General features: G+C 58.9%; 15 protein-coding genes. 9 read left to right on the plus strand and 6 right to left on the minus strand.

All coding sequences use genetic code 11. From position 1 onward, the window contains the following. Positions 1-86: 86 nt before the first annotated feature. The 5 genes from NLU14_RS01045 to NLU14_RS01065 form a co-directional block, all read right to left on the minus strand. Entirely contained in the window at positions 87-905 is an 819-nt protein-coding gene (locus tag NLU14_RS01045; protein WP_275704300.1) for an enoyl-CoA hydratase/isomerase family protein, read from the minus strand. 173 nt (positions 906-1,078) lie between these two features. Next, complete coding sequence (gene atuD, locus NLU14_RS01050) at positions 1,079-2,239, minus strand: citronellyl-CoA dehydrogenase (protein WP_275704301.1); 1,161 nt, start codon at positions 2,237-2,239, stop codon at positions 1,079-1,081. A gap of 539 nt (positions 2,240-2,778) precedes the next feature. After that, positions 2,779-4,395, minus strand: a complete 1,617-nt coding sequence (locus NLU14_RS01055; protein ID WP_275704302.1) for an acyl-CoA carboxylase subunit beta — start codon at positions 4,393-4,395, stop codon at positions 2,779-2,781. A gap of 10 nt (positions 4,396-4,405) precedes the next feature. Next, positions 4,406-5,272 carry an SDR family oxidoreductase gene (locus NLU14_RS01060; protein WP_275704303.1) on the minus strand — a complete coding sequence of 289 codons (867 nt, stop codon included), beginning with the start codon at positions 5,270-5,272 and terminating at the stop codon, positions 4,406-4,408. Between the two features lie 153 nt (positions 5,273-5,425). Continuing rightward, positions 5,426-7,231: an acyclic terpene utilization AtuA family protein gene (locus NLU14_RS01065; protein WP_275704304.1), complete on the minus strand. Its 1,806-nt coding sequence runs from the start codon at positions 7,229-7,231 to the stop codon at positions 5,426-5,428. A gap of 171 nt (positions 7,232-7,402) precedes the next feature. Here NLU14_RS01065 and NLU14_RS01070 point away from each other — a divergent pair, with 171 nt between their 5' ends. The 8 genes from NLU14_RS01070 (at position 7,403) to NLU14_RS01105 (ending at position 19,675) form a co-directional block, all read left to right on the plus strand. Then, the gene (locus NLU14_RS01070) at positions 7,403-8,026 is read left to right on the plus strand and encodes a TetR/AcrR family transcriptional regulator (RefSeq protein WP_275704305.1); all 624 of its coding nucleotides are present in this window, start codon (positions 7,403-7,405) and stop codon (positions 8,024-8,026) included. 252 nt (positions 8,027-8,278) lie between these two features. Then, positions 8,279-9,340 carry a hypothetical protein gene (locus NLU14_RS01075; RefSeq protein ID WP_275704306.1) on the plus strand — a complete coding sequence of 354 codons (1,062 nt, stop codon included), beginning with the start codon at positions 8,279-8,281 and terminating at the stop codon, positions 9,338-9,340. A gap of 58 nt (positions 9,341-9,398) precedes the next feature. Beyond that, positions 9,399-10,409 (plus strand): putative solute-binding protein, encoded by a 1,011-nt coding sequence (locus NLU14_RS01080; protein WP_275704307.1) that lies wholly within the window; start codon positions 9,399-9,401, stop codon positions 10,407-10,409. Between the two features lie 16 nt (positions 10,410-10,425). Continuing rightward, positions 10,426-12,477: a TRAP transporter large permease subunit gene (locus NLU14_RS01085; RefSeq protein WP_275704308.1), complete on the plus strand. Its 2,052-nt coding sequence runs from the start codon at positions 10,426-10,428 to the stop codon at positions 12,475-12,477. Between the two features lie 172 nt (positions 12,478-12,649). Continuing rightward, the gene (locus tag NLU14_RS01090) at positions 12,650-15,301 is read left to right on the plus strand and encodes a S8 family serine peptidase (RefSeq protein ID WP_275704309.1); all 2,652 of its coding nucleotides are present in this window, start codon (positions 12,650-12,652) and stop codon (positions 15,299-15,301) included. Next, the gene (locus NLU14_RS01095; protein ID WP_275704310.1) at positions 15,298-15,789 is read left to right on the plus strand and encodes a protease complex subunit PrcB family protein; all 492 of its coding nucleotides are present in this window, start codon (positions 15,298-15,300) and stop codon (positions 15,787-15,789) included. Before NLU14_RS01090 ends, NLU14_RS01095 begins: the two co-directional genes overlap by 4 nt. 114 nt (positions 15,790-15,903) lie before the next feature. After that, positions 15,904-17,799: a DNA topoisomerase IV subunit B gene (parE, locus tag NLU14_RS01100; protein WP_275704311.1), complete on the plus strand. Its 1,896-nt coding sequence runs from the start codon at positions 15,904-15,906 to the stop codon at positions 17,797-17,799. Between the two features lie 100 nt (positions 17,800-17,899). Continuing rightward, positions 17,900-19,675: an SLC13 family permease gene (locus tag NLU14_RS01105; protein ID WP_275704312.1), complete on the plus strand. Its 1,776-nt coding sequence runs from the start codon at positions 17,900-17,902 to the stop codon at positions 19,673-19,675. Here the strand turns inward: NLU14_RS01105 and NLU14_RS01110 are convergent. Beyond that, the gene (locus tag NLU14_RS01110; protein ID WP_275704313.1) at positions 19,662-20,957 is read right to left on the minus strand and encodes an EAL domain-containing protein; all 1,296 of its coding nucleotides are present in this window, start codon (positions 20,955-20,957) and stop codon (positions 19,662-19,664) included. The two genes, NLU14_RS01105 and NLU14_RS01110, sit on opposite strands and share 14 nt — an antisense overlap. A 555-nt stretch (positions 20,958-21,512) precedes the next feature. Between NLU14_RS01110 and NLU14_RS01115 the strand changes: the two genes are divergently transcribed. Then, positions 21,513-22,073 carry a cytochrome b gene (locus NLU14_RS01115; RefSeq protein ID WP_275704314.1) on the plus strand — a complete coding sequence of 187 codons (561 nt, stop codon included), beginning with the start codon at positions 21,513-21,515 and terminating at the stop codon, positions 22,071-22,073. The last annotated feature ends 28 nt before the right edge of the window (positions 22,074-22,101 follow it).

A 22,101-nucleotide genomic window follows, 5' to 3' on the forward strand; every position in this document is an offset into this window, starting at 1 on the left:
TCAAAAACATGGATGTTTTTGTCGAGCGTACAGGGACGTATTCACCGCGTGTCCCGGAAAGCCGGATCAACCCCGCCCCTCCACCATCAGTCTGACGAGACCCAGGAGGCTGGCCGCTTCTGCATAAACGCAAGAGTTCCCTCAGAACCCTCGTCACTGCGAATCGCCTCGGCAAACTTCTCCGCCGCACTGTCCAGAAGGCCGCTCATGGACTCATGGCCGACGCGGTGCAACAGCGCCTTGGTTTCCGCCGTCGCATTCGGCGCACACTGCCGAACCCGCTCCACCGCCTGGCCCAACAGCTCATCAATCTCGACTTCAGACTCAGCAACCTGATGAACAATCCCCAGCCGGCAGGCCTCTTCCGCATCCACCCGCAAACCCAGCAACGCCAACCGCCGCGCCTGCGTCAGCCCGATCCGCTCCACCACAAACGGCGCAATCTGCGCAGGGATCACCCCCAGGGTGGTCTCCGGCATCCCGAACTTAGCCGACGGCCCGGCAATCGCCACGTCGGACACACAGGCCAGCCCGAAACCACCGCCCATTACGGCGCCTTCGGTGACTGCAATGACCACCTTCGACGACTCATTCACCTGCTGAATCATCTGCCCGAACGCACGGTTCAGCCGGTAGAAAGGGTCCTCTTCACCCTCGGCAGGCTTCTGCCCCCGCGCACCGGCCATGTCCTTGATGTCCCCGCCGGCACAGAAGTGTCCACCGGCACCGCGAATCACCACGGCGCGAATGCTGGTGTCGTCCTCAACCTGGCTGAACACCGTCGAAAGCTCCGCTACCATCTGTAGACTCATGGCGTTTCGAACGTCCGGCCGGTTGATGGTGACGAAAAGGGCCGGCCCCTGTTTCTCCAGGATAAGCGTTTCGCAATGCGGTAATTGATCCATGTTCGACTCCAAGAAAATTGTCCGGGGACCGGTGCGTGGGTGGGAAGGCTTTTCCGGGACCGTCAAAAACATGGATGTTTTTGTCGAGCGTACAGGGACGTATTCACCGCGTGTCCCGAAAAAGCCTTCCCACCCATGTGCCGGTCCTTTCTCCCAATGCCAAAGCGTAAAACTCAGTCCCGCTGCTTACCAGGCAACGTGCCCATCATCTTGCAGATAATCCCCAACATGATTTCGTCGGCGCCCCCACCGATGGACACCAGCCGCACATCCCGGAACGCACGGGACACCGGGTTCTCCCACATGTAACCATTGCCACCCCAATACTGCAGACAGCTATCCGTCACCTCACGCCCGAGCCGACCGGCCTTCAACTTGGCCATGGACGCCAGCCTGGTCACATCCTTGCCTTCCACATGCAGCTCACAGGCCTGATAGGTCAGGGCACGCAGGGCCTCCACTTCGGTTTGCAGCTCCGCCAGGCGGAAATGAATCACCTGGTTATTGATCAACGGCTGGCCGAAGGTCTTGCGTTCACGGCAGTATTCAATGGTCTTGTTGATGCAGTGCTCCAACGCCTTGATCACATTGGCAGCGCCCCACATTCGCTCCTCCTGGAACTGCAGCATCTGCATCATGAACCCGGTGCCCTCGGCGCCGATGCGGTAACGCTGGGGAACACGCACATCATCAAAGAAAATCTGTGCCGTTTCCGAAGAACGCATGCCGAGTTTGTTCAGGTGCGGGCTGAAGGAAATGCCCGGAGTGTTCATGGGCACCACGATTAGCGACTTGTTCTTGTGGGGCTTGTCGTCGGAGGTGTTGGCCAGCAGGCAGATAAAGTCCGCCTTGGGGCTGTTGGTGATCCACATCTTGGAGCCGTTGATGACGTAGTCATCGCCGTCCTGCTTCGCGGTGGTTTTCATCCCCGCTACGTCGGAACCGGCGCCGACTTCGCTTACGCCGATACAACCCACCATGTCGCCGGCAATGGCCGGCGCCAGGAAGGTGCGCTTGAGTTCGTCGGAGCCAAAGCGCGAAATGGCCGGGGTGCACATATCGGTCTGCACGCCTATTGCCAGCGGTACACCGCCACAATGGGCGGTGCCGAGTTCTTCGGCGGCCACCAGGTTATAGCTGTAATCCAGCCCCATGCCGCCATACTCTTCCGGCTTCTGGATGCCCAGCAGGCCGAGGTTGCCGAGTTTCTTGAAGATATCATGGATCGGAAACTCGCCAGCTTCTTCCCATTCGTCGCAGTGGGGATTGATTTCCTTCTCCACGAAATCGCGGACGGTTTTTCTGAGGGCTTCATGTTCGGGGGTGAATTTCACGTTTTTGTTCTCCTGACTGATTGTTAGTCCGTGCCCTTGTTGTCTTGGTGCACGTTCTTAAGCTTGGATGGCGGCTGTGTGGACGGGCCTTCAGAAACACGCTCCTTCGGCACATCCATGTGACGCTCGGGCTCCGCCATCCATGGCTCCGCACGGTTTCTGAAGGCCCGCCCACACAGCCGCTTTTGACTGTAAGTTTGGTGCTTCCTGTTTCTTGTTTTGTCGGATTACGCTTCGCTAATCCGACCTACATGAGTCGCAGGTCCGGAAACGTAGGTCGGATTAGCGAAGCGTAATCCGACAAACACATCCAACGTTTTCCCCATCCATCGCCGGGAAAACAGACTCCCCCAGAGCGACAACTGGTGGTCGACCGGAACCGGGGCGGAGGGCTTCCCAAAAACGTGGAGCGCCAGGGATGGCGCGACCGAGCTCTACAGGGACGTATTCACGGGCGTTTTTTGGGAAGCCCTCCGCCCCGGTTCCAACCACCATTCCTCAGTTCCCCTACAGGCGGGCTCCACCAGGCTAAGACCGCATCAAAGGCGGGCCACACCAAAAGAATTAGGCCGCAACTGCCGACCCCCAGCCTCCCGACAGACCGAGAGCACCAGAGCCAGAACCCGCCGGGTGTCGCGGGGATCAATCAGGCCGTCATCCCACAACCGGGCTGTCCCAAAGAGCGCCGTAGAGCCATCTTCCAGCTTCTTGGCCGTCGCCTGTTCCAGGAAATCCAGCGTCTTCGGGTCCGGCTCCATACCACCCCGGCGCTGCTTGTCCTCGGCAACAATGCGCATCACCTTGCCCGCCTGTGCCGGGCCCATGACCGCCGTGCGGCTGTTGGGCCAGGCGAAGATGAATCTCGGGTCCAGGCCGCGACCGCACATGGCGTAGTTACCTGCACCATAGGAACCGCCGATGACAATTGCGACCTTCGGCACCCGGCAGTTCGCCACCGCCTGGATCATCTTTGACCCGTGTTTGATGATGCCGTTCTGCTCTGAGTGGGTGCCCACCATGAAACCGGTGGTGTTGTGGAGGAACAGCAAGGGTGTGCCAGCCTGGTCGCAGAGCTGGATAAACTGGGCCGCCTTGGTGGCGCCAGCCGGGGTGATGGGGCCGTTGTTGCCAATGATGCCCACCGAATGGCCCTCGATGCGGATGGTGCCGCATACGGTCTGGTCGTCGTAGCCGTTCTTGAAATCCATGAACTTGGAGCCGTCGGCAATGCGGGCCAGGATTTCGCGGACGTCGTAGGGTTTCTTGGCATCGCTGGGGATGACTCCCAGTAATTCTTCCTCCGGGTACAACGGCTCTTCCCATTCCGGCTCCCGGGTCGGCGGCAGCCGTTCGTTCCAGGGCAGGGCCTCAAGTACATTGCGGGCATGGCGGATGCCGTCGGCGTCGTCTTCCGCCAGGTATTCCGCCGTGCCGGTCACTTCCGCGTGCATCTGCGCGCCGCCGAGTTCCTCATCGGTGGCGACTTCACCGGTGGCGGCTTTCAGCAGGGGAGGGCCGGCCAGGAACATCTTGGCCTGCTCACGCACGACAATTACGTAATCCGACAGCCCTGGCTGGTAGGCACCGCCGGCGGTGGCGTTGCCGTGAACCACCGTAACCTGAGGAATACCGGCGGCGGACATCCGCGCCTGATTGGCAAAGCCACGGGCGCCAAGCACGAAGATATCCGTGGCGTAGTTCAGGTTGGCGCCGCCACTCTCGGACAGGGACACTACTGGCAGCTTATTCTCCATGGCGATCTGCTGAAGCCGCAGGGTCTTGTCCAGCCCGGCTGGGGTGATGGTGCCACCTTTAATGGCACTGTTGCTCGCCACCACCAGACAGCGAACACCGCTGACCGTGCCAATACCGGCAATGATGCCACCACCGGACATACTGCCATCCTTGTCATCGTGCATCTTGTAACCGGCCAGGGAACACAGCTCCAGGAACGGCGTGCCGCGATCCAGCAAACGGTTGATACGGTCCCGGGGCAACAGCTTGCCGCGCTTGGTGAACTTCTCCCGCGCTGCCTCTGCCAGGTCCAGCACCTTCTGCTCCACATCCCGGAAAGTGGCAATGTGGGCCTCCATCACCTCCGCATTGGCGCGAAAGTCGTCCGACTGGGGATTAACGGTGGACTCCAGTACCTGCATTACCTGCTCCTCAGTCGTCACTCAGAACGTTAGGCGTGACCGCCCGATGGAAACCGTTAAAGGGCTCGTTATTCTTCGCCTTCGGGAAAGGCCACACCCGTCCACCCTGGGATGCCGCCCCGTCAATCCGCAGACAATCCCCACTGATAAACGCCGCCCCCGGGCTCAACAGAAAACAGATCGCCGCACTGACCTCGGACTCCGTCCCCATCCGCTTGATCGGCACGTTATCCCCCAGGCTGCGAATCCACTGCTTCATATGCTCGGGATAGTTATCCATCCCACTGGACGCAATCCAGCCAGGCGCCACCGCGTTCACCCGCACCCCCGAGCAACCCCACTCAACAGCGGCCGTCTGGGTAAAATTCACCATTCCCGCTCGTGCTGCCCCGGAATGCCCCATGCCGGGCATACCGCCCCACATGTCCGCAACAATATTCACAATCGCCCCGCCGGTTTTCGACAGCGCCTGGGTATAGGCCTCTCGCGCAATCAGGAAGCCGCCTGTGAGATTGGTACGAACCACCGTCTCCCAACCTTTCTGGTTAATACTCGCCAGCGGCGAAGCAAACTGCCCCCCGGCGTTATTCACCACCCCGTTCAGCCCCCCATGCTCGTCGATGATGGCCTTAACGGTCGCCTTAACCGACTCTTCCTCGCGGATGTCACACACATGGGCCGAAGCGATACCTCCGTCTTCCAGAATCTCCGCTTTTACCGACTCAACTTTCTCGGCTTTCCGCCCAACGAGCGCAATCCGAGCGCCAAGCGCGGCGAGCTCATGAGCGGTACAACGCCCAATCCCGGAACCACCCCCGGTAACGATAAAAACCTGACCCCGAAAGAGATCCGGGTGAAAAACAGACTGATAGCTCATAACAAGAGGACCTTTTCAAATGTTCGGGCGCTCCGGTGGGAAGGCTTGTCCGGGACCGTCAAAAACATGGATGTTTTTGTCGAGCGTACATGGACGTATTCACAGCGTGTCCCGGACAAGCCTTCCCACCGGAGTGCTTGCACCAAAGTAAGATTAATCAAGCAGTTCAGCTCTAACCGGCACAGGAAACTCAAGCAATTGCTGGGCAAACGCCTTCCCTTGGGGATCAATCCGCAGGCTGGCAACGCCACCCCCACCAAGACTGTGCTCCAGCAGAAAATTGAACGCATTGAACCCCGGAAACGCCCAGCGCCTGACCCGACCATGTTCCGGATCCAGCGTATGGCCCATCCACTCCGCCACCACCAGCTCCGTCAACGCCGCCTCAATAAACGGCACAAACTCCGCCTTGCGGGCAATCACCCCGATATTCGAGTGATCCCCCTTGTCACCACTGCGCGCCCACGCCAGCCGGAGCAAAGGCACCGTCGTATCCGTGGCCGGTGCCGCAGCGCTGGAAACCTGCTCCTCAAGCAGTCCCGGCTCAAAACCTCCATCCGTGGCCACATCCACCATCTGCCTATTGCCATCAAGATCCACGGCAACTGAAATCTCCGTTTTCGGAACCAGGCACGAATACAACCGAATCTTCGGCCAAACCGTCGGCCGCCCCCCCACAATACCGGTAATCCCCGGCGCCATCCCCGTCGCCGCCTGGGCGATTTCACGGGAAAACAGCACCAGCGCCTCTTTCTTTAGGTGGGCCGTACTGATCTTCACCACCACCTCACGGCACTCGTCCATGCGACCTTGGGCACCGTAAGTGGCTTCGGTGCCCAGCAGTTCGATGCTGGTTCCCGTGTAATCAGGAAGTCCACGCTCACTGAACATACGGGAGGTTTTTGCCAGGATCGCCTCGGCGACTTTCTGTGCCTTGGCCTTTGCGTTCGTACCCGCTAGCAGGAACGTCACCGTGCACTTGAATCCATCTGGCCAGGTGCCCGATACCTTGTAGCTGTCGGTCGGGGGCAGGCCACGCGCTCCGCTGACTCGCACCTGATCAGTGGCCACTTCATCAAGGGTGACCCTGGTAAAATCACAGGTCACATCCGGAAGCAGATAGGCCCTCGGGTCACCGATCTCATAGACCAGTTGTTCAGCCACTGTGCCCCGGGATACCTTGCCGCCGGTACCTTCCGGTTTGGTGATGATGAAATCGCCGGTTTGCGAGACTTCCGCAATGGGGAAGCCCATATCCGCATAACCGTCTGCCACCTCTTCCCAGTCGGTAAAGTTTCCACCGGTGGACTGCGCCCCACATTCCAGCAGGTGCCCGGCCAGGCTACCCTGCGCCAGCCTGTCGTAATCGCTCCAGCTCCAGCCAAATTCATGGACCAATGGCGCCAGCACCAGGGCGCTGTCGGCAACCCGGCCGGTAATGACAATATCCGCACCCTGTTCCAGTGCCGCCACCAGCCCCGGCGCGCCCAGATAGGCGTTCAGGCTCACCATCATCGGCGGCATTGACTGGTCGGTGGTCATTTCGGTGATGCCGGCATCCGCCAGTTGCTTCTTTTTCGGTAACAGGTCGTCACCCAGCACCAGGGCGATCTTCATATCCACGCCGGCCTTTTCGCACAGTGCCTGCAGGGCGTCGCGGCAGGCCACCGGGTTTACGCCACCGGCATTGGCCAATACCCGGATGCCCTTCTGTTTAATTTCTGCCAGCAATGGGCCCATTACCGTCTGCACGAAGTCCCGGGCATAGCCCTGGCTCGGGTCCTTCATCTTTTGCCCGGCCATGATCGACATGGTGATCTCCGCCAGGTAGTCCGCCACCAGGTAATCAATATTGCCCTTTTGAACCAGTTGGGCTGCAGCTGTTTCGGTATCGCCCCAGAAGGCGGCGGAGCAGCCGATACGGATGGTTTCTGGCCTGGAAAGATTGGAATCTGGCATGTCTTCACCTTGTTAACGGGAGCCGCAAAGCGCTTTCAATGGCCCTCGTCGGGCTGCTGTCTGCGGAGTCTGTCAGCGATGATATTGACAATACCAAGCAAGCGCTTGGTTTGTAAACAGGCAGATTCAGGATAGAATAGGTGCTCTTCTGTTCCCTGGCTGGAAAACATTGTGAATCAAGACTCTATCCTGTGCTCACTGGTTGCCGACAACCTGGTTTCCGATCCCGCGGGTGCCCGTGGCCGGCTGCTACGCGAGGCTGCCAGGCTGTTTCGTGAAAAGGGGTATGAGCGCACCACCGTGCGGGACCTGGCTGCGGCGGTGGGTATCCAGTCTGGTAGCCTGTTTCACCACTTCCGTACCAAGGAAGAAATCCTCAAGGCCGTGATGGTAGAGACGATTCGCCTCAATACGGCGCTCATGCAGGCCGCGGTGGACGCGGCTGGTTCGCACCGTGACAAACTGCAGGCGCTTATCCGTGCAGAGCTTGAGTCCATTAATGGGCAAACCGGGGAGGCCATGGCTGTGTTGGTATTCGAGTGGCGCAGCCTGTCGGAAGACTCCCAGGCCTACGTGCTTGAACTCAGGGACATCTACGAGCAATTGTGGTTGGATGTCCTGGAAGCCCTGCGTGGGGAGGGGGTTTTGGCCGCAGACCCGTTTGTGGTTCGCCGCATGCTGACCGGGGCCCTGAGTTGGACGGTTACCTGGTACCGGCCGGATGGTGGTCTCACACTGGATGATCTGACGGAGCAAGTGGTTGCAATGATGGGTATGACCAACTCCGGGGCGTGACTGCCTGGTGGAAGATTGCCTTCATGGTACGAATGTCTCAATTGTAATTAATTTTATAACACTTTGTTTTAAGTCAATAAAAATAACATTTCATCCCGTCTCTTCGGGCCATTGGCCCGATCGGCATGACGGGATCGGCATTCCAGCCATTTTTGTCTGACAAGATTCAACGCATTCTTACGTCGTCAATGATGAACGGGAATGCGATTGCGAGCATCCCGACCTATAAAAACAATGTAAACAGGACGAACTATGAACTCCTCACTGGTGAACTCCTTTGGGCATGCCCTCAACGTTCGCAGCCGCTACCTGCTTCTTCTCGTGGTGACGCTTCTGGCTGGTTGCTCGGCGAATCCCATCTACACCACAACGGGTGTGGTGCTCTCTAATTACTCCGAGGGAGAGGCGACTCCTTACGTCATGCAGATGTCCGATCCAAAAATGGCCTGTGCTTTGGGTGAGGGCGTTGACCCGCTGTTGTACTCGTTTTCCCGCGTAACCGATGCGCCGGAGAGCACCGGCTCCCTGCTGATGCTGCTGGCCGCAAACTGCTCTGAATACAAGGCCTGGGAGGCGGAACTGGAGTACCTGCGCGCCGACTTCAGCGGCGACGTACCCGCCGCGAAAGACGCGCGGGAGAAGTCAAAGCGACTGAATGCCCGAACCGCCAAGCGGCGTTATATCGCCTATCAACGCGCCATGGCAGCCTATGACTTTGATCCTGCCGCGAAGGAATTCGAATGTCCGTTCCTGTTCGATGACCAGGAGGAACTGACCTTCCTGCTGGGCTTGCTGACCGGCATGCAGGCGATTGTGAACGATGCCAATTCCGGCGCCATGGCGGGGGTTCCCCGCAACATTGCTCCACGGGCGGAGCGTGCCGCCGAATGCCTGGATAATGAAAAATGGGGCGGTTTGCCGAATGCCATCCGCGCCATGGTCTGGCTGCTGTTGCCCGATACTCGTCCCAGCTTGTCACCGGACCCCTGGGTAGTGCTTGAAGACAGTTCCCGCCTGGGTGTTAAGGCCGGTATACGTGCCTCCATGGCACTCGAGGCCGTGGCTGCCGAGACCTTTGGCCGTCCGGAAGTACTGAAGGACGTCATCGCCCGATTTGCAGAGGCGGACAGCACCATCGAGGTCTGGAGTGAATTCCGGCTGGTGGACGAAGTGGCCCGCGGCGTTATCCAGTTTTCCTCGGACAAGTACTGGACTGCCAATTACGGCTACCGCACCCCCAGCACCTATTTTGGCAGGCTGAGCCCGGAACGTATGGAAGAGCCTGAAACCATGGATCTGGACGGCCTGCTGTAAGCGGGCGTTCGACTCGCTGTAACAACCTACAAACACAAGAAAGACCCGGAGGTCATTCATGATCCGCAAATCCCTTGCTGCCCTGTCTTTTGCTGCGATTGCCCCGATGGCGGCCGCACAGTCCGTAACCATGTGCGTCTTCGATGTGATTGGCGCCAACGGTGACATGTACAACATGGTCGAAGACTACGCCCTGGAAATGAAAGCCCATGGGGTCGATTTTGAATTGCGCCCCTACACCGATGAGGGTGTCGCCGTTGGTGATTTCAACTCCGGACAGTGCGATGCAGTCGCGGCGACGGATATCCGCACACGTCCATTCAATCGTTTTACCGGCAGTATCAGTGCTGTTGGCGCGATTCCCACCTATGACGACCTGAAAACGACGCTTGCCACCCTGGCCCAGCCCAAGGCGGCTCCGTTGATGAAGCAGGGTGATTATGAGGTACTCGGTATTGTTCCGGCGGGCGCCGGTTACCTGTTCGTCAATGATCGGAGCATTGATACCGCCGGCGAGCTTGCCGGCAAGCGCATGGCCACGCTGGACTATCAAAAGGACGCCATACACATGGTGAACCATGTGAAAGCGACGGTTGTGCCCTCCGACATCACCAACTTCGCTGGCAAGTTCAATAATGGCTCGGTCGACACCGCCTACGCGCCGGCGTTCGCCTATGAGGCATTGGAGCTCTACAAGGGCATCGGTGATGACGGTGGCATTGTCGATTATCCACTGGCGCAACTGACCATTCAGATCATTGCCCGCGACAACGTGCTGGACGATGACACGGCCCAGAAGTCCCGTGAGGTTGCCTGGGGCATGTATGGCCAGGCCATGGACCTGATTCAGCGGCAGGAGTCCGCCATTCCGGAAGAGAAATGGATTCGCATTCCCGACAGCGACATCGAAGGCTATCAGGAGATGTTTCGGGAAAACCGCCTGCAACTGCGGGATGGAACCGATGGCGCCAATAAGGTTTACCACCCGAAGATGATGAGCCTGCTCAGCAAAATCCGCTGCTCCAGCAATCCCGGAGCCTCCGAGTGCACAGCGCCTGATCGCGAATAATAAAGGCTGACCCTCCATGAACTGGCGAGCATTATCAGCGGCAGGCCCGAAAACGCTGTACCCCGTGCACCGGCTGCACGGGGTTATTCTCCTGCTGCTCCTTATCTTCACGCTTCTTCTGGGTATGGGGAACTCACTCCACTCGCGCATGTTGTGGGTGGGTGAACAGACCTGGCCAAACTACTACCTGCTGGACCCTGATGCCACGGAGCCAACCTGCAGGCTGGTTATGGATATCGACGCCGAGGTGGAAAAGCGGGTTGAGGCATACGAACCGGATCCGGACGACCTGTTCAGCTCCCCGCCCGATCCGGAGTCAATCCGGAAATCCCTGGAGAAGAACCTGGCGTTGTGTCAGGAAAAGCATTTCCTCTACCAGGAGAACCAGAAGCACGCCACAGAGGCACTGGCCATGTACAAGGCCGTGGAGCAGGGGTTCGCGGATTTCCTGCTGGACAACATTGAGCTCACCAAGTTCCTGTTCATTGCCATGTTCGCCATGGCTGCCGCGATTTCCGCCTTTGATGCCGATCACATTGCCCTGCGATTGCCCCGGAACCGGGCTGAATGGCGGCTGAGCCAGGGCATGCAGTTGGTGGTCAACGGGCTGATGGTGTATTCCCTGTTCTCCTATGCGGGCAGGCTATCCTCTTCGCCCGGTTCAGACGATACCTCTTTGCTGCAATATGCCTGGGCGGCTGTCTTCGGTCTGTTCATGGTGATCAACTTGATGCGTTTTGCGTCGGTACCAGCGCGAATGAGGTCGGGCTCTCTGGCTGCGTCTTCCGGCCTCGTGCTGCCGTTGTATTGCGCGATGGGCCTGATCGCCATGAGTTACTTCTTCTTCGTGGATGGCTACTCATCCGGCCTCGCCATCTATTTCGGCATGATGACGAACCTGTCGTCGATGTTTATCAATATCGGCCTCTACGTATTGGTGGGTATGGCGTTGAAGCAGACCCGCATTCCGGACCTGTTGTTGAATGTCATCAAGCCTTATCATCTGCCCGCACCCATGCTGGCCTCGGTGATGATATTCGCCACGGCGTTCCCCACCGCGTTTACCGGTGCGTCGGGGATTTTCATCCTGGCCGTGGGCGGAGTTGTCTACGACGAGATGCGCAAGAGCGGCGCGGGGCGACAGCTATCGCTGGCGACCACTGCCATGTCCGGCAGCCTGGGTGTGGTCCTGAACCCCTGCCTGCTGATCGTGGTGGTGGCAGCGTTGAACAAGGAAGTGACCACCTCGGAAATGTACGGCTGGGGCTTCTGGGTGTTCATTATGTCGGCGACCCTGTTTTCCGTGGTCGTCTGCAAAACCCAGGGCAACTGGAAGCCCCGCCCGGCCCCGGGTGCCTTCAGGAAGTCGCTGGCGCAGCTCCGGCCCCTGGTGCCTTACGCCGCCGTTACGGCTGCAGTCATCCTCGCCATATGGGTCATACTCGGTCTCGGATTCAACGAATACAGCGCACCGATGATCCTGCCACTGGTGATGCTGGCCTTGGTCTATCTGGACGCAGGCAAGGATCATGATGAACAGGGGCTGTCGAGGTTCCGCGCGTTCTGCATGAGAACAACATCGGCTGCGAGTGATTCCGCTGTGCATATTGGCGCACTGCTGGCCCTGATCGGTTTCTCGATCTGCCTCGGCGGTATTCTGGAGCGCTCCGACGTGGTCCACGCGCTATTCCCGGAAAACCTGACCAGCCCCTGGGTCGCGATGCTGGTAATCGTAGTGATGCTTACCGTCATTGGCATGGTTATGGATCCGTTTGGCGCGGTTATCCTGGTGTCAGCGACGATTGCCCAGCCGGCAATCCAGCTGGGGATCGATCCTCTGCACTTCTGGATTGTGTGCCTGGTGGCCTTTGAATTGGGCTACCTGAGCCCGCCGGTGGCACTGAACCATCTGCTGACGCGGCAGGTTGTGGGCGAGACCGAAGTGTTGGCTGCCGAGCGCACCGGGTCCTTCTGGCATCGATACGAGAGGCTGTTGCTGCCCCTGGTAGTGATGGGGCCAACGTTGCTGACCGCTGCCTTTGTGCCGCTGCTGTTTTACGCCCTTTAAAAGAACAGGGACACCAGAATGAAACCGCCTGTGGGGTATCCTTCAGGCGGCTTTTTGCATCTGATAGAAAGTTTGGAACGTATCCTGTGTTATCCGCGTTGATTGGATATCATGTTGAAAAGCATAAGGCGTTGTTCTTGTCTGTCCACGATGTCGTATTGGTGAGTCTGTTATGAGCCGGATTGTACCTGTCACCGCTGGTTTGATTTCCTGTGTGCTGCTATCGGGGTGTGGCGGTGGCAGTTCCGGGAGTGGTGAAGTGGAACCCGATCTCAGTGGCGGGATCGACATCGAGAGCGGTACGCGGGTGGATTCCGATACCGCCGACGACCGTCGCGTTGATCTCGCCATGAACAACGACACAGTGGCTTCGGCCCAGACCTTGCCGCCGACCGCAACGGTGGGCGGCTACCTCAGTGCCGATGACGGTGTCTACGATACCCTCCCCCCGAACCTGTTCCGGTACTATATGGACGCCGTCGACGTGTATGCCGTAGACCTGTCTCCCGGTGACCGTATTGCCTTCCAGGTGTTCAGCGCGCCGGAGCTGTTCTTCCCCTCGACGGCGCTTCCGCCAGAACGCTCGCTCCGGATACTGAAGCAACAGGGAGGTAGCTTTGTAGCGGTGGCGTCGCAGACCGCCTCGGAGGATCTGCGGCCCCTGGTGGAGGTGCTCGACGACACCTTCGAACCGGGTTTCTACCTGATTGAAGTCAGTGCCAGCGGCGGCATCCCGTTTCGCTACGTGCTTTCCCTTGCGGGCGAGACGTCAGCCAGCGTGATGAATACCAGCTACACAGCTCCGCCGTTCATGATTGACGAGGCGGTTGTCAGCCTTGAGGCTACTGCGGGCAACCAGCCAATGGCCGCTTCCATTGCGGCGCTGGACCAGCGAGACCTCGGCAGAGGAACCTGGCTGATGCGCCGTCACGCAACACGGAGTGTCGCCGCCATGTCCGCCAATCAAATGCAGGATGCCCGACAGGACACCCTGGACTGGGTTCGGGAGCTCCGCCAGCAGCCAGGCGTGGAGTCTGCCGAACCCAATTACCTGTATGCGTCCCAACAGGTGTCTCCGGACAATGATCCGCTCTACAGTCGCCAGTGGAACCTGCCTCTTATACAAACACCGCTGGCATGGCAAGTTGCCCCGGAGGTGGGTGAGGGTATCGGTATCGCGGTGATGGACACCGGTGTGTTTCGGTCGCCACCGACAACCAGTGGTAATTGGCACCCGGACCTGGTTGCCAATATTCAGGTGATTTCCGGAGAAGTCATGGACTTTGTTGCTGGCGATCTTGATATCGATAAGGAAGACACTGGCCTGCGCGATGACAATCCGGCGGATCCTGGCGACGGCAAGGCGCAAAGCAGCAATTTTCATGGCACGCACGTTGCGGGGATTGCGGCTGCTGCTGACAACAGCCTTGGAATTGTCGGGCTTGCTCCCAATGCCACCATTTACCCAGTACGGGTGCTGGGGCGTGACGGAGTGGGGTCTTCCGCGGACCTGATTGATGCCCTGAACTGGGCAGCAGCCCGTGACGAGATCGATGTGATCAACCTCAGCCTTGGTGGCCTGGGCCCGAGTACCGCACTGAAGCAGGCCATCGATGCCGTATGGAACAACGGCAAACTGATCGTGGCCGCCGCTGGCAATCAGGGCACCGATGAGCCAACCTACCCGGCTGCTTACTCCAATGTTATCGGCGTCGGCGCCGTGGACGGAGGGAGTGCGCGCGCCTCGTACTCTAACATTGGACAATCGGTGGATGTGGTTGCACCCGGCGGCGATGCCAGCCGGGATGCCAACCAGGACGGGACCGCAGACCTCATCATCAGTACCTGGGGCCGAGATGACACAGGTACGTTCGAACCCGGGTACGCCGGCCTTCAGGGCACCTCCATGGCAGCCCCGCATGTGGCAGGCGTTTACGCCCTGATGAAAGCCCAGGTACCGGCATTGACACCGGCCAGCTTCCGAAGTTTCCTGATAAACGGCGACCTGACCGACGAGGTGGGCCCCGCGTTTGAATACGGAGCGGGTCTGATCAACGCACTGGCAGCCATGGACGCCGTGCTGGATGGCAATTTCCCAATCACCCTTGGCTCTTCACCAACAGCGCTACAATTCAATTCGGCGGTGCTCAGCGAGGAGCTTGTGTTTTCCATCTATCCAGAAGGGGAGAGCGTCACCATTACCGATGTCGATCCTGGTGCACCGTGGCTGGAGGTCGGGGAGTTCAGTAGTGATCCATCGCTGCCGTTGACGGTAACCGCGAATACTTCCGGGCTGGAAGACAACAGGCGCTACACCACGGAACTGGTGATTTCCTACCGGCCGGAGGGTGGCGCCGTGGCCACTCTCACCGTTCCGGTTTCCCTCCGCCTGGGCAGTTCGCCGGATGAACGTGACGCCGGCCGGCATTACGTACTGCTGGTGAGCGCGGATGACGAGCGTGAGACTCTCGAGCAAGTGGTGGCTTCGGCCACGCAGGGCCGGTACCGCTTTGCCTTCGACGAGCTGGAACCCGGGGAATATTTCCTGGTTGCCGGCACGGATATGGACAACAACGGCCTGATTTGCGAGAACGGAGAGGCCTGCGCCGAATACCCGGTGAACGGCCTGCCTGAAAAAATCGTTATTGGCGAGGAGCCGCTTGGCGGGGTAAGGTTGAGCACCAGCTTCCGCCGACCCACGATCACCTCCCTGGGCCTTCCAAGGGTGGGTTTTGAGGGGTATCGCCTGAAACCGGAATCCAAATCGGAACGGAAACAGGAGATGGGCGGCGATCCGGTTCGCAACCTGGAGAACAACCGTTGACCGTTCGTTTTACACTTTTAACGATCCTTGCGCTTGCCCTGACACTGGCAGCAGGCTGCGCTGTCAATCGCTCGGCAACCGCCGATGGTGCTCCCCTGGCACGACAGGTCACCGAGTCTGACCATTGTGGCCTGACGGCACCGGGGCTGGTGTATGTCAGCAACGCCCGGGATCTGGATAAGCTTGCGAGCCTGCCTTCCGGAAATCTGGCGCTGAACAAACTCAGGGCTATCGATTTTGAGCAGGAGCACCTGGTGCTGGTTGGCCTGGGGCAAAAACCCACCGGTGGCTACGGCCTGACGCTACAGTCCGCAAACATTGTGGATGATGTCCTGGAGCTGGTGGTCAGGGCACGGCAGCCAGCTGCAGACGCCATGGTGACCCAGGCACTGACGACACCCTGTGCGGTTATCGCCATCAGCCCCAATGACTGGGAGGAAATGCGGGTGTCTGGTGATGGCATCGGGACCTATACCCGTCAGAGATAACCACGGCGGAATCGCGCTGGTCGACACCGGCACAAAACAACCGTTGATCTTTCCCCGCGAATCCCTAAGCTATGGGCCAGTTTCATAACAAACCCGTGGAGTTGCTTCCTTCCCATGAGCCAGAAACAGTACAACGCCGATGCCATAGAAGTCCTCAGTGGCCTGGACCCGGTTCGCAAGCGTCCGGGCATGTACACCGACACCAGTCGCCCCAACCATCTGGCTCAGGAAGTCATTGATAACAGCGTTGACGAAGCCCTTGCAGGCCATGCCCGCCGTATTGATGTCATCCTCCACAGCGACGGTTCTCTCAGCGTGGAAGACGACGGCCGCGGTATGCCCGTGGATATGCATAAGGAGCATGGTGTCCCGGGTGTGGAGCTGATCCTCACCCGCCTCCATGCCGGTGGCAAGTTCACCCAGGGCAACTACAACTTTTCCGGTGGTTTGCACGGGGTAGGGGTTTCGGTCGTCAATGCCCTGTCGACCCACCTTGAGGTGTTGATCAAACGCGATGGGCAACTGCACCGGATGACCTTCGCCAACGGCTATAAGGAAACCGACCTTGCTGTTGTCGACACCGTTGGCAAACGGAACACTGGCACCCGGTTGAAGTTCACACCGGATTCGAGCTATTTCGACAGCCCGAAATTTTCCGTCAGTCGTTTGCGCCATAACCTCCGCGCCAAGGCGGTACTTTGCCCGGGCCTGAATATTACCTTCCTGCAGGAGCAGACAGGCGACAAGGACGAGTGGTGCTACGAGGGCGGTCTGCGCGACTATCTGCGTACCGAACTGGCCGACATCGAGGCGGTACCGCTGGAGCCGTTCACCGGCAGCTTCTCCGGTAACAAGGAAGCCGTGGACTGGGCCATCCAGTGGTTGCCCGAAGGCGGCGAAGCGGTGATGGAAAGCTACGTTAACCTGATCCCCACCGCCCAGGGCGGCACTCACGTTAATGGCCTGCGCACGGGCCTGCTGGAGGCGATGCGGGAGTTCTGCGAATTCCGCAGCCTGCTGCCCCGTGGGGTGAAACTGTCTCCCGAAGACATATGGGAACGCTGCGCTTATGTGCTGTCGTTCAAGATGCAGGAACCCCAGTTTTCCGGGCAGACCAAGGAGCGGCTGTCATCCCGCGAAGCCGCCGCGTTCATCTCCGGTGTGGTCAAGGATGCGTTCAGCCTTTGGCTCAACCAACACACCGACATCGCCGAAGTGCTGGCGGAACTGTTTATCAACAACGCCCAGCGCCGTCTTCGAGCCAGCAAGAAAGTTGCCCGCAAGAGGGTCACCTCCGGCCCGGCACTGCCCGGCAAGCTGGCGGACTGCTCCGGCAGCGACAGCAACCGCTCCGAGCTCTTCCTGGTGGAAGGTGACTCCGCCGGCGGCTCCGCCAAGCAGGCCCGCGACCGGGAATTCCAGGCGGTGATGCCGCTGCGGGGCAAGATACTCAATACCTGGGAAGTGGACTCCAGTGAGATCCTTGCCTCACAGGAAGTCCACGACATTGCGGTTGCCATTGGGGTAGACCCCAGTTCCGACAAGATGGACGGCCTGCGCTACAACAAGATCTGCATTCTTGCCGATGCAGACTCCGACGGCCTGCACATCGCCACCTTGCTGTGCGCACTGTTCGTCAAACACTTCCGCCCGCTGGTGGCTGCCGGCCATGTGTTTGTTGCCATGCCGCCCCTGTACCGGGTGGACCTGGGCAAGGAAACCTTCTATGCCCTGGACGAACACGAAAAGCAGGGCATCCTCGACCGCCTGGCCGCCGAGAACCGCAGAGGCAAGGTTTCCGTCACCCGCTTCAAGGGCCTGGGTGAGATGAACCCGCTGCAGCTCCGCGAAACCACCATGGCGCCGGACACCCGTCGGCTGGTTATGCTCACCATCGCGGACGGCGACGACACCGACAGCCGCATGGATATGCTGCTGGGCAAGAAGCGGGCGTCTGATCGTCGGATATGGCTGGAAACCTACGGGAACATGGCCGATATCGAAGTGTGATTGGCGGCATATTGCTTTTAGTGCTTTAAACAGTATCCTTTATTCTTTCTAAGTCTTCAGCAAACTCGTTATCCTGCCCCTTTTGTTCAAGGGACACCAAATGGACTGGCAGGGCTGGTTTGCTCTAAGCCTCGCGGGAGTGGCATTGCTGTTGATGAGCGTCGGGCGCTTTGGTCCGCACCTTGTCATGCTGGGTGTGCTCATCGTTCTCAGTGCCAGTGGCATTATCACTGCCGATCAGGCCCTGTCCGGGTTTAGCAACAGTGGCCTGATCACGGTTGTCGCCATGTTCGTGGTCGCCTCCGGCATTCACCATTCCGGCGGCGTTGATCTGGTTGTCCACCATCTGCTCCGGTCGCCACGCACCGTGCGTTCGGCCCAGGCCCGCATTGCGTTTCCGGTCGCATTGCTCAGCGGCTTCCTTAATAACACCCCGGTGGTTGCCACCATGATCCCGGCGGTTCACGCCTGGTCCCGCAAGATCGGCATATCGCCATCGAAGCTGATGATCCCGTTGAGTTACTCCGCCATTCTCGGCGGCACCCTGACCCTGATCGGCACCAGCACCAACCTGGTGGTCAACGGGCAATACCAGCAGTTGACCGGGGAGGGCGGTTTCTCGATATTTTCGATTACCGCCGTCGGGTTGCCGGTTGCAGTGATCGGCGTGGCTGTCATGCTCCTTGTGCTGCCGAGGGCATTGCCGGACCGCAAGGACCAGCAGAAATTCGGCTCCATGCGGGAATTTACCCTGGAGGTGGCGGTTGCCTTTGACGGCCCGTTGGTCGGCAAGAGTGTTGGAGAGGCCGGCCTGCGGGAGTTGGAGCGGCTCTATCTGGTCGAAATCGAACGGGATGGCAGCGTGGTGACGGCGGTGCCGTCGGAAGAGAGGCTGCGGGGAGGCGACCGGTTGGTGTTTGCCGGCGATACCCAGGCCATTTCCGATCTACTGCGGATCAATGGCATTGTGCCTTCGGTTCACGACGACGAGCCCAGCCTGAGTAAGGACCGGGCAGAGCGGCGGTTGGTGGAAGCTGCCCTGTCTCCGCAATCCGAAGTGCTTGGCCTGACGATTCGCGATGCCCGCTTCCGGGACCGTTACGGTGCCGTGGTGCTGGCCGTCGCACGGGGCGGCGAGCGGGTGTCGGGCAACCTTGGCAATATTCGCCTCAAAACCGGCGATGTGCTGTTACTGGAGGCGCGTCCGGCATTTGTCAGTCGTCAGCGGTACGCCAAGGATTTCCTGCTGATCAACGACCTGGAAACCGAAACACCCCGCCACGACCGGGCTTACCTGTCCTGGGGCATCCTGCTGGTACTGGTGGCTGCCGCCGCCTTTGGGGTGCTGAGTATGCTGAATGCAGCGCTGATGGGTGCCGCGCTGATGATTCTCAGCGGTTGCTGTTCCGTCGGCCAGGCCCAGAAATCCGTGGATGTGCCGGTAATGCTCACTATCGCCGCTTCGTTTGCCCTGGGGGCGGCCCTGCAGGAAACCGGTGCCGCCGGTTTTGTCGCGGAGGGCATTCTGGGCGTAAGCAGTGGGCACCCGCTGCTTACGATTCTGCTGGTGTATTTCGCAGTCTCTGTACTGACCGAGGTGATCACCAACAATGCGGCGGCGGTGCTGGTGCTCCCCATCGTGCTGTCTATGACAGCGTCCCTCGGTATTGCTTCCGAGCCCTATGTGATTGCGGTCATGATGGCCGCATCCGCCAGCTTTGCCACGCCACTGGGCTACCAGACCAACATGATGGTGTTCGGCCCGGGCGGTTACCGGTTTATGGATTTTGTGAAGGTGGGCCTGCCGATGAATCTGTTTATCGGGCTGGTGACCGTTGGCGTGATTTCCCAGGTGTACGGGATCAGCCTTTCCTGAGTGCTGTTTCGGTGGGGTTGGCGAGTATGTCGCAGCAGAGAACCCGCAGCTCCCCCTTGTGGTAATAACCCAGTGACAGGGTTACGCACATATAGGCGCCGGTAATACACAGGTAGGGTGCGGTTATCTGCAAATGTCCTGGCTGGGCGATGGCCTGGCGCAGGTATTGCTGGCGGTACCAGTCGGCACTGGTGGTGCTTTCCAGCGGACGAAACCTTGGATCCAGGCTGCGTGCCATGGCATCGGACACGATGGTGTCGTCGATCTGGACACCGTTGGCATCGACCAGGTAACACCGCGATACGGCAGGGTGGCTTAGCAGGGCATCACAGGCCTCGTTCATTTCCATGCCCTGGGCGAGCCTGTCCACGGCATTGCGAAAAAAATCCTCGAAGAAAGAGACCAGTTGCTGGGTGGGATCCCTCGTGACCCGGTTTTTGCTCTTGTAGTCTTTCAGCAGCCCTTCCAGGTCCGTTACTTCGTGGGGGATGTCCGTCAGCGCGGTGCTGGGCCTGCGGAAATAAAATCCCTGAACGAAATCCACCCCCGCATCAATGGCGATCATCGCCTGGTCGTGGGTCTCCACGCCTTCCAGGAGTACCAGGCAGCCGGACTGATGCAGCAGCGAGACAATGCCGTTGAGTATCTGCCGGGCCTTGTGGTCGTCGGTCGCCCGGGTCAGCAGTTTGCGGTCGAGCTTTACGATGTCCGGGGACAGGTTCCAGATCCGCTCGAAGTTGGAATGGCCAGCGCCAAAATCATCAATGGCGGTGAGACAACCCAGTTTCTGGTAGTAGGCAACGGTTTCACGCAATCGTTCAGCATCGTCCGTTGGCTGCTCAACAATCTCCATCACGATGCGATGGGGTGGCAGACCGGTTTTCTTCAGCAACTCGCCAAAGAAGGAATCGGCGCGGTTGCCAGCCGACACCACACGGGGAGATACGTTCAGGAACAACCAGTTCAACTGGTCATGGAACCCTGAATAGTTACGGATGTGCAGGTATCGACAAAGGCGGTCGAGCAACAGGTTCTCGGCATCCGAGCAGGGCAGATCAAAGAGATGCAGGGGCAATACCGCAGCGTTATCGGTATCAAAGGCACGAATCAATGCTTCGTAGCCGACAATGCGTTTGTGGGAGATGCTGAATATGGGCTGCAATGCTGTTCGCAGCGTCAGGCCCTGATAGTCGGCCGTCCATGATTCTCCCTCCCTGGTTAACATAGGCGACAGCACATCAACTTCCGGTGCGGTCATCTGCTCTGGGAGGGTTCGCGACATAGGCCTTTTCTGGTCCGGATAAACGAAAACACCGGGAAAGCCCCAGGCTACCCGATCTGTTGATCCCGGTCGCACTCTACTGATTGGTTAATGGCCGTTCAGTTAGAATGAACAGGATTGTCAAGACAGACAGAAGAGTGCCAAAAACAGCAGGTTATTACCACTATTTCATGTAAAAACAGGTAGCGGCGTCAAGCGGTGCATATTGTATGCGGCAGGAATAGCATCCGGAGGCCCCGCCGGGAGCCGCTAGTGATCAGTTGTTGCTGGGTACCGCAACGGATTCGTCGAATTCAATTTCCATGTCTGTTCCTCTCGTTCACTGAGTGACCCGAACCGGGCAATTAATGTATGTGAAAAGTCTATCGTGCCCATCGTTTCCTGCAATCCGTAGAACCCGTATCAGACCAAAGGTATAAGGGATAGTACCTATCAGTCCCTTGGTCAGAAATTCTGACCTATGTGAACAAAACATTTTGATTGGTTTTAGGCGAGGCTCTTCCTACACTGCACACAAGGTTTTAACGGGTTTCAGGGAGCGCAACGTCGATCGCTATGCAGGTACGCAATTCGGACGGCAGGTTTGGGGCGGTTTCCATCGGCATTCACTGGCTGGTGGCCGTTGCGGTGTTCGGCCTGTTCGGTCTCGGGTACTGGATGGTGGGCCTGTCTTATTACGACGACTGGTATCGCACAGGCCCGGACATTCATCGAAGTGTTGGTATCCTGTTGTTGCTGGTCATGCTGTTCAGGTTGTTATGGTGGCTGGTAAACCCTGTTCCACGTCCCTTGCCGAGTCATAGTCGGGTGGAAGTGCTGGCAGCCCATGGCGCCCACTTCCTGCTTTACGCACTGATTTTCGTGGCCATGGTAAGCGGCTACCTCATCTCTACCGCGGATGGTTCATCGATCAGTGTATTCAACTGGTTCGAGGTGCCATCGGTGACCGGCCAGATAAAGGGAATGGAGGATACAGCCGGGCTTGTTCACTATTGGTCAACCTGGGCACTGGTCGTACTTGCCGGTTTGCACGGCCTGGCCGCCATAAAACATCACCTGATTGACCGGGATGACACCCTGCGGCGTATGTTGGGTACGGACCGTCGGCAACAATAATCCGGTTAACTTATACAATCATGCCTTC

Origin of the sequence: Marinobacter iranensis (assembly GCF_029207565.1) — a bacterium.
Lineage (GTDB): Bacteria > Pseudomonadota > Gammaproteobacteria > Pseudomonadales > Oleiphilaceae > Marinobacter > Marinobacter iranensis.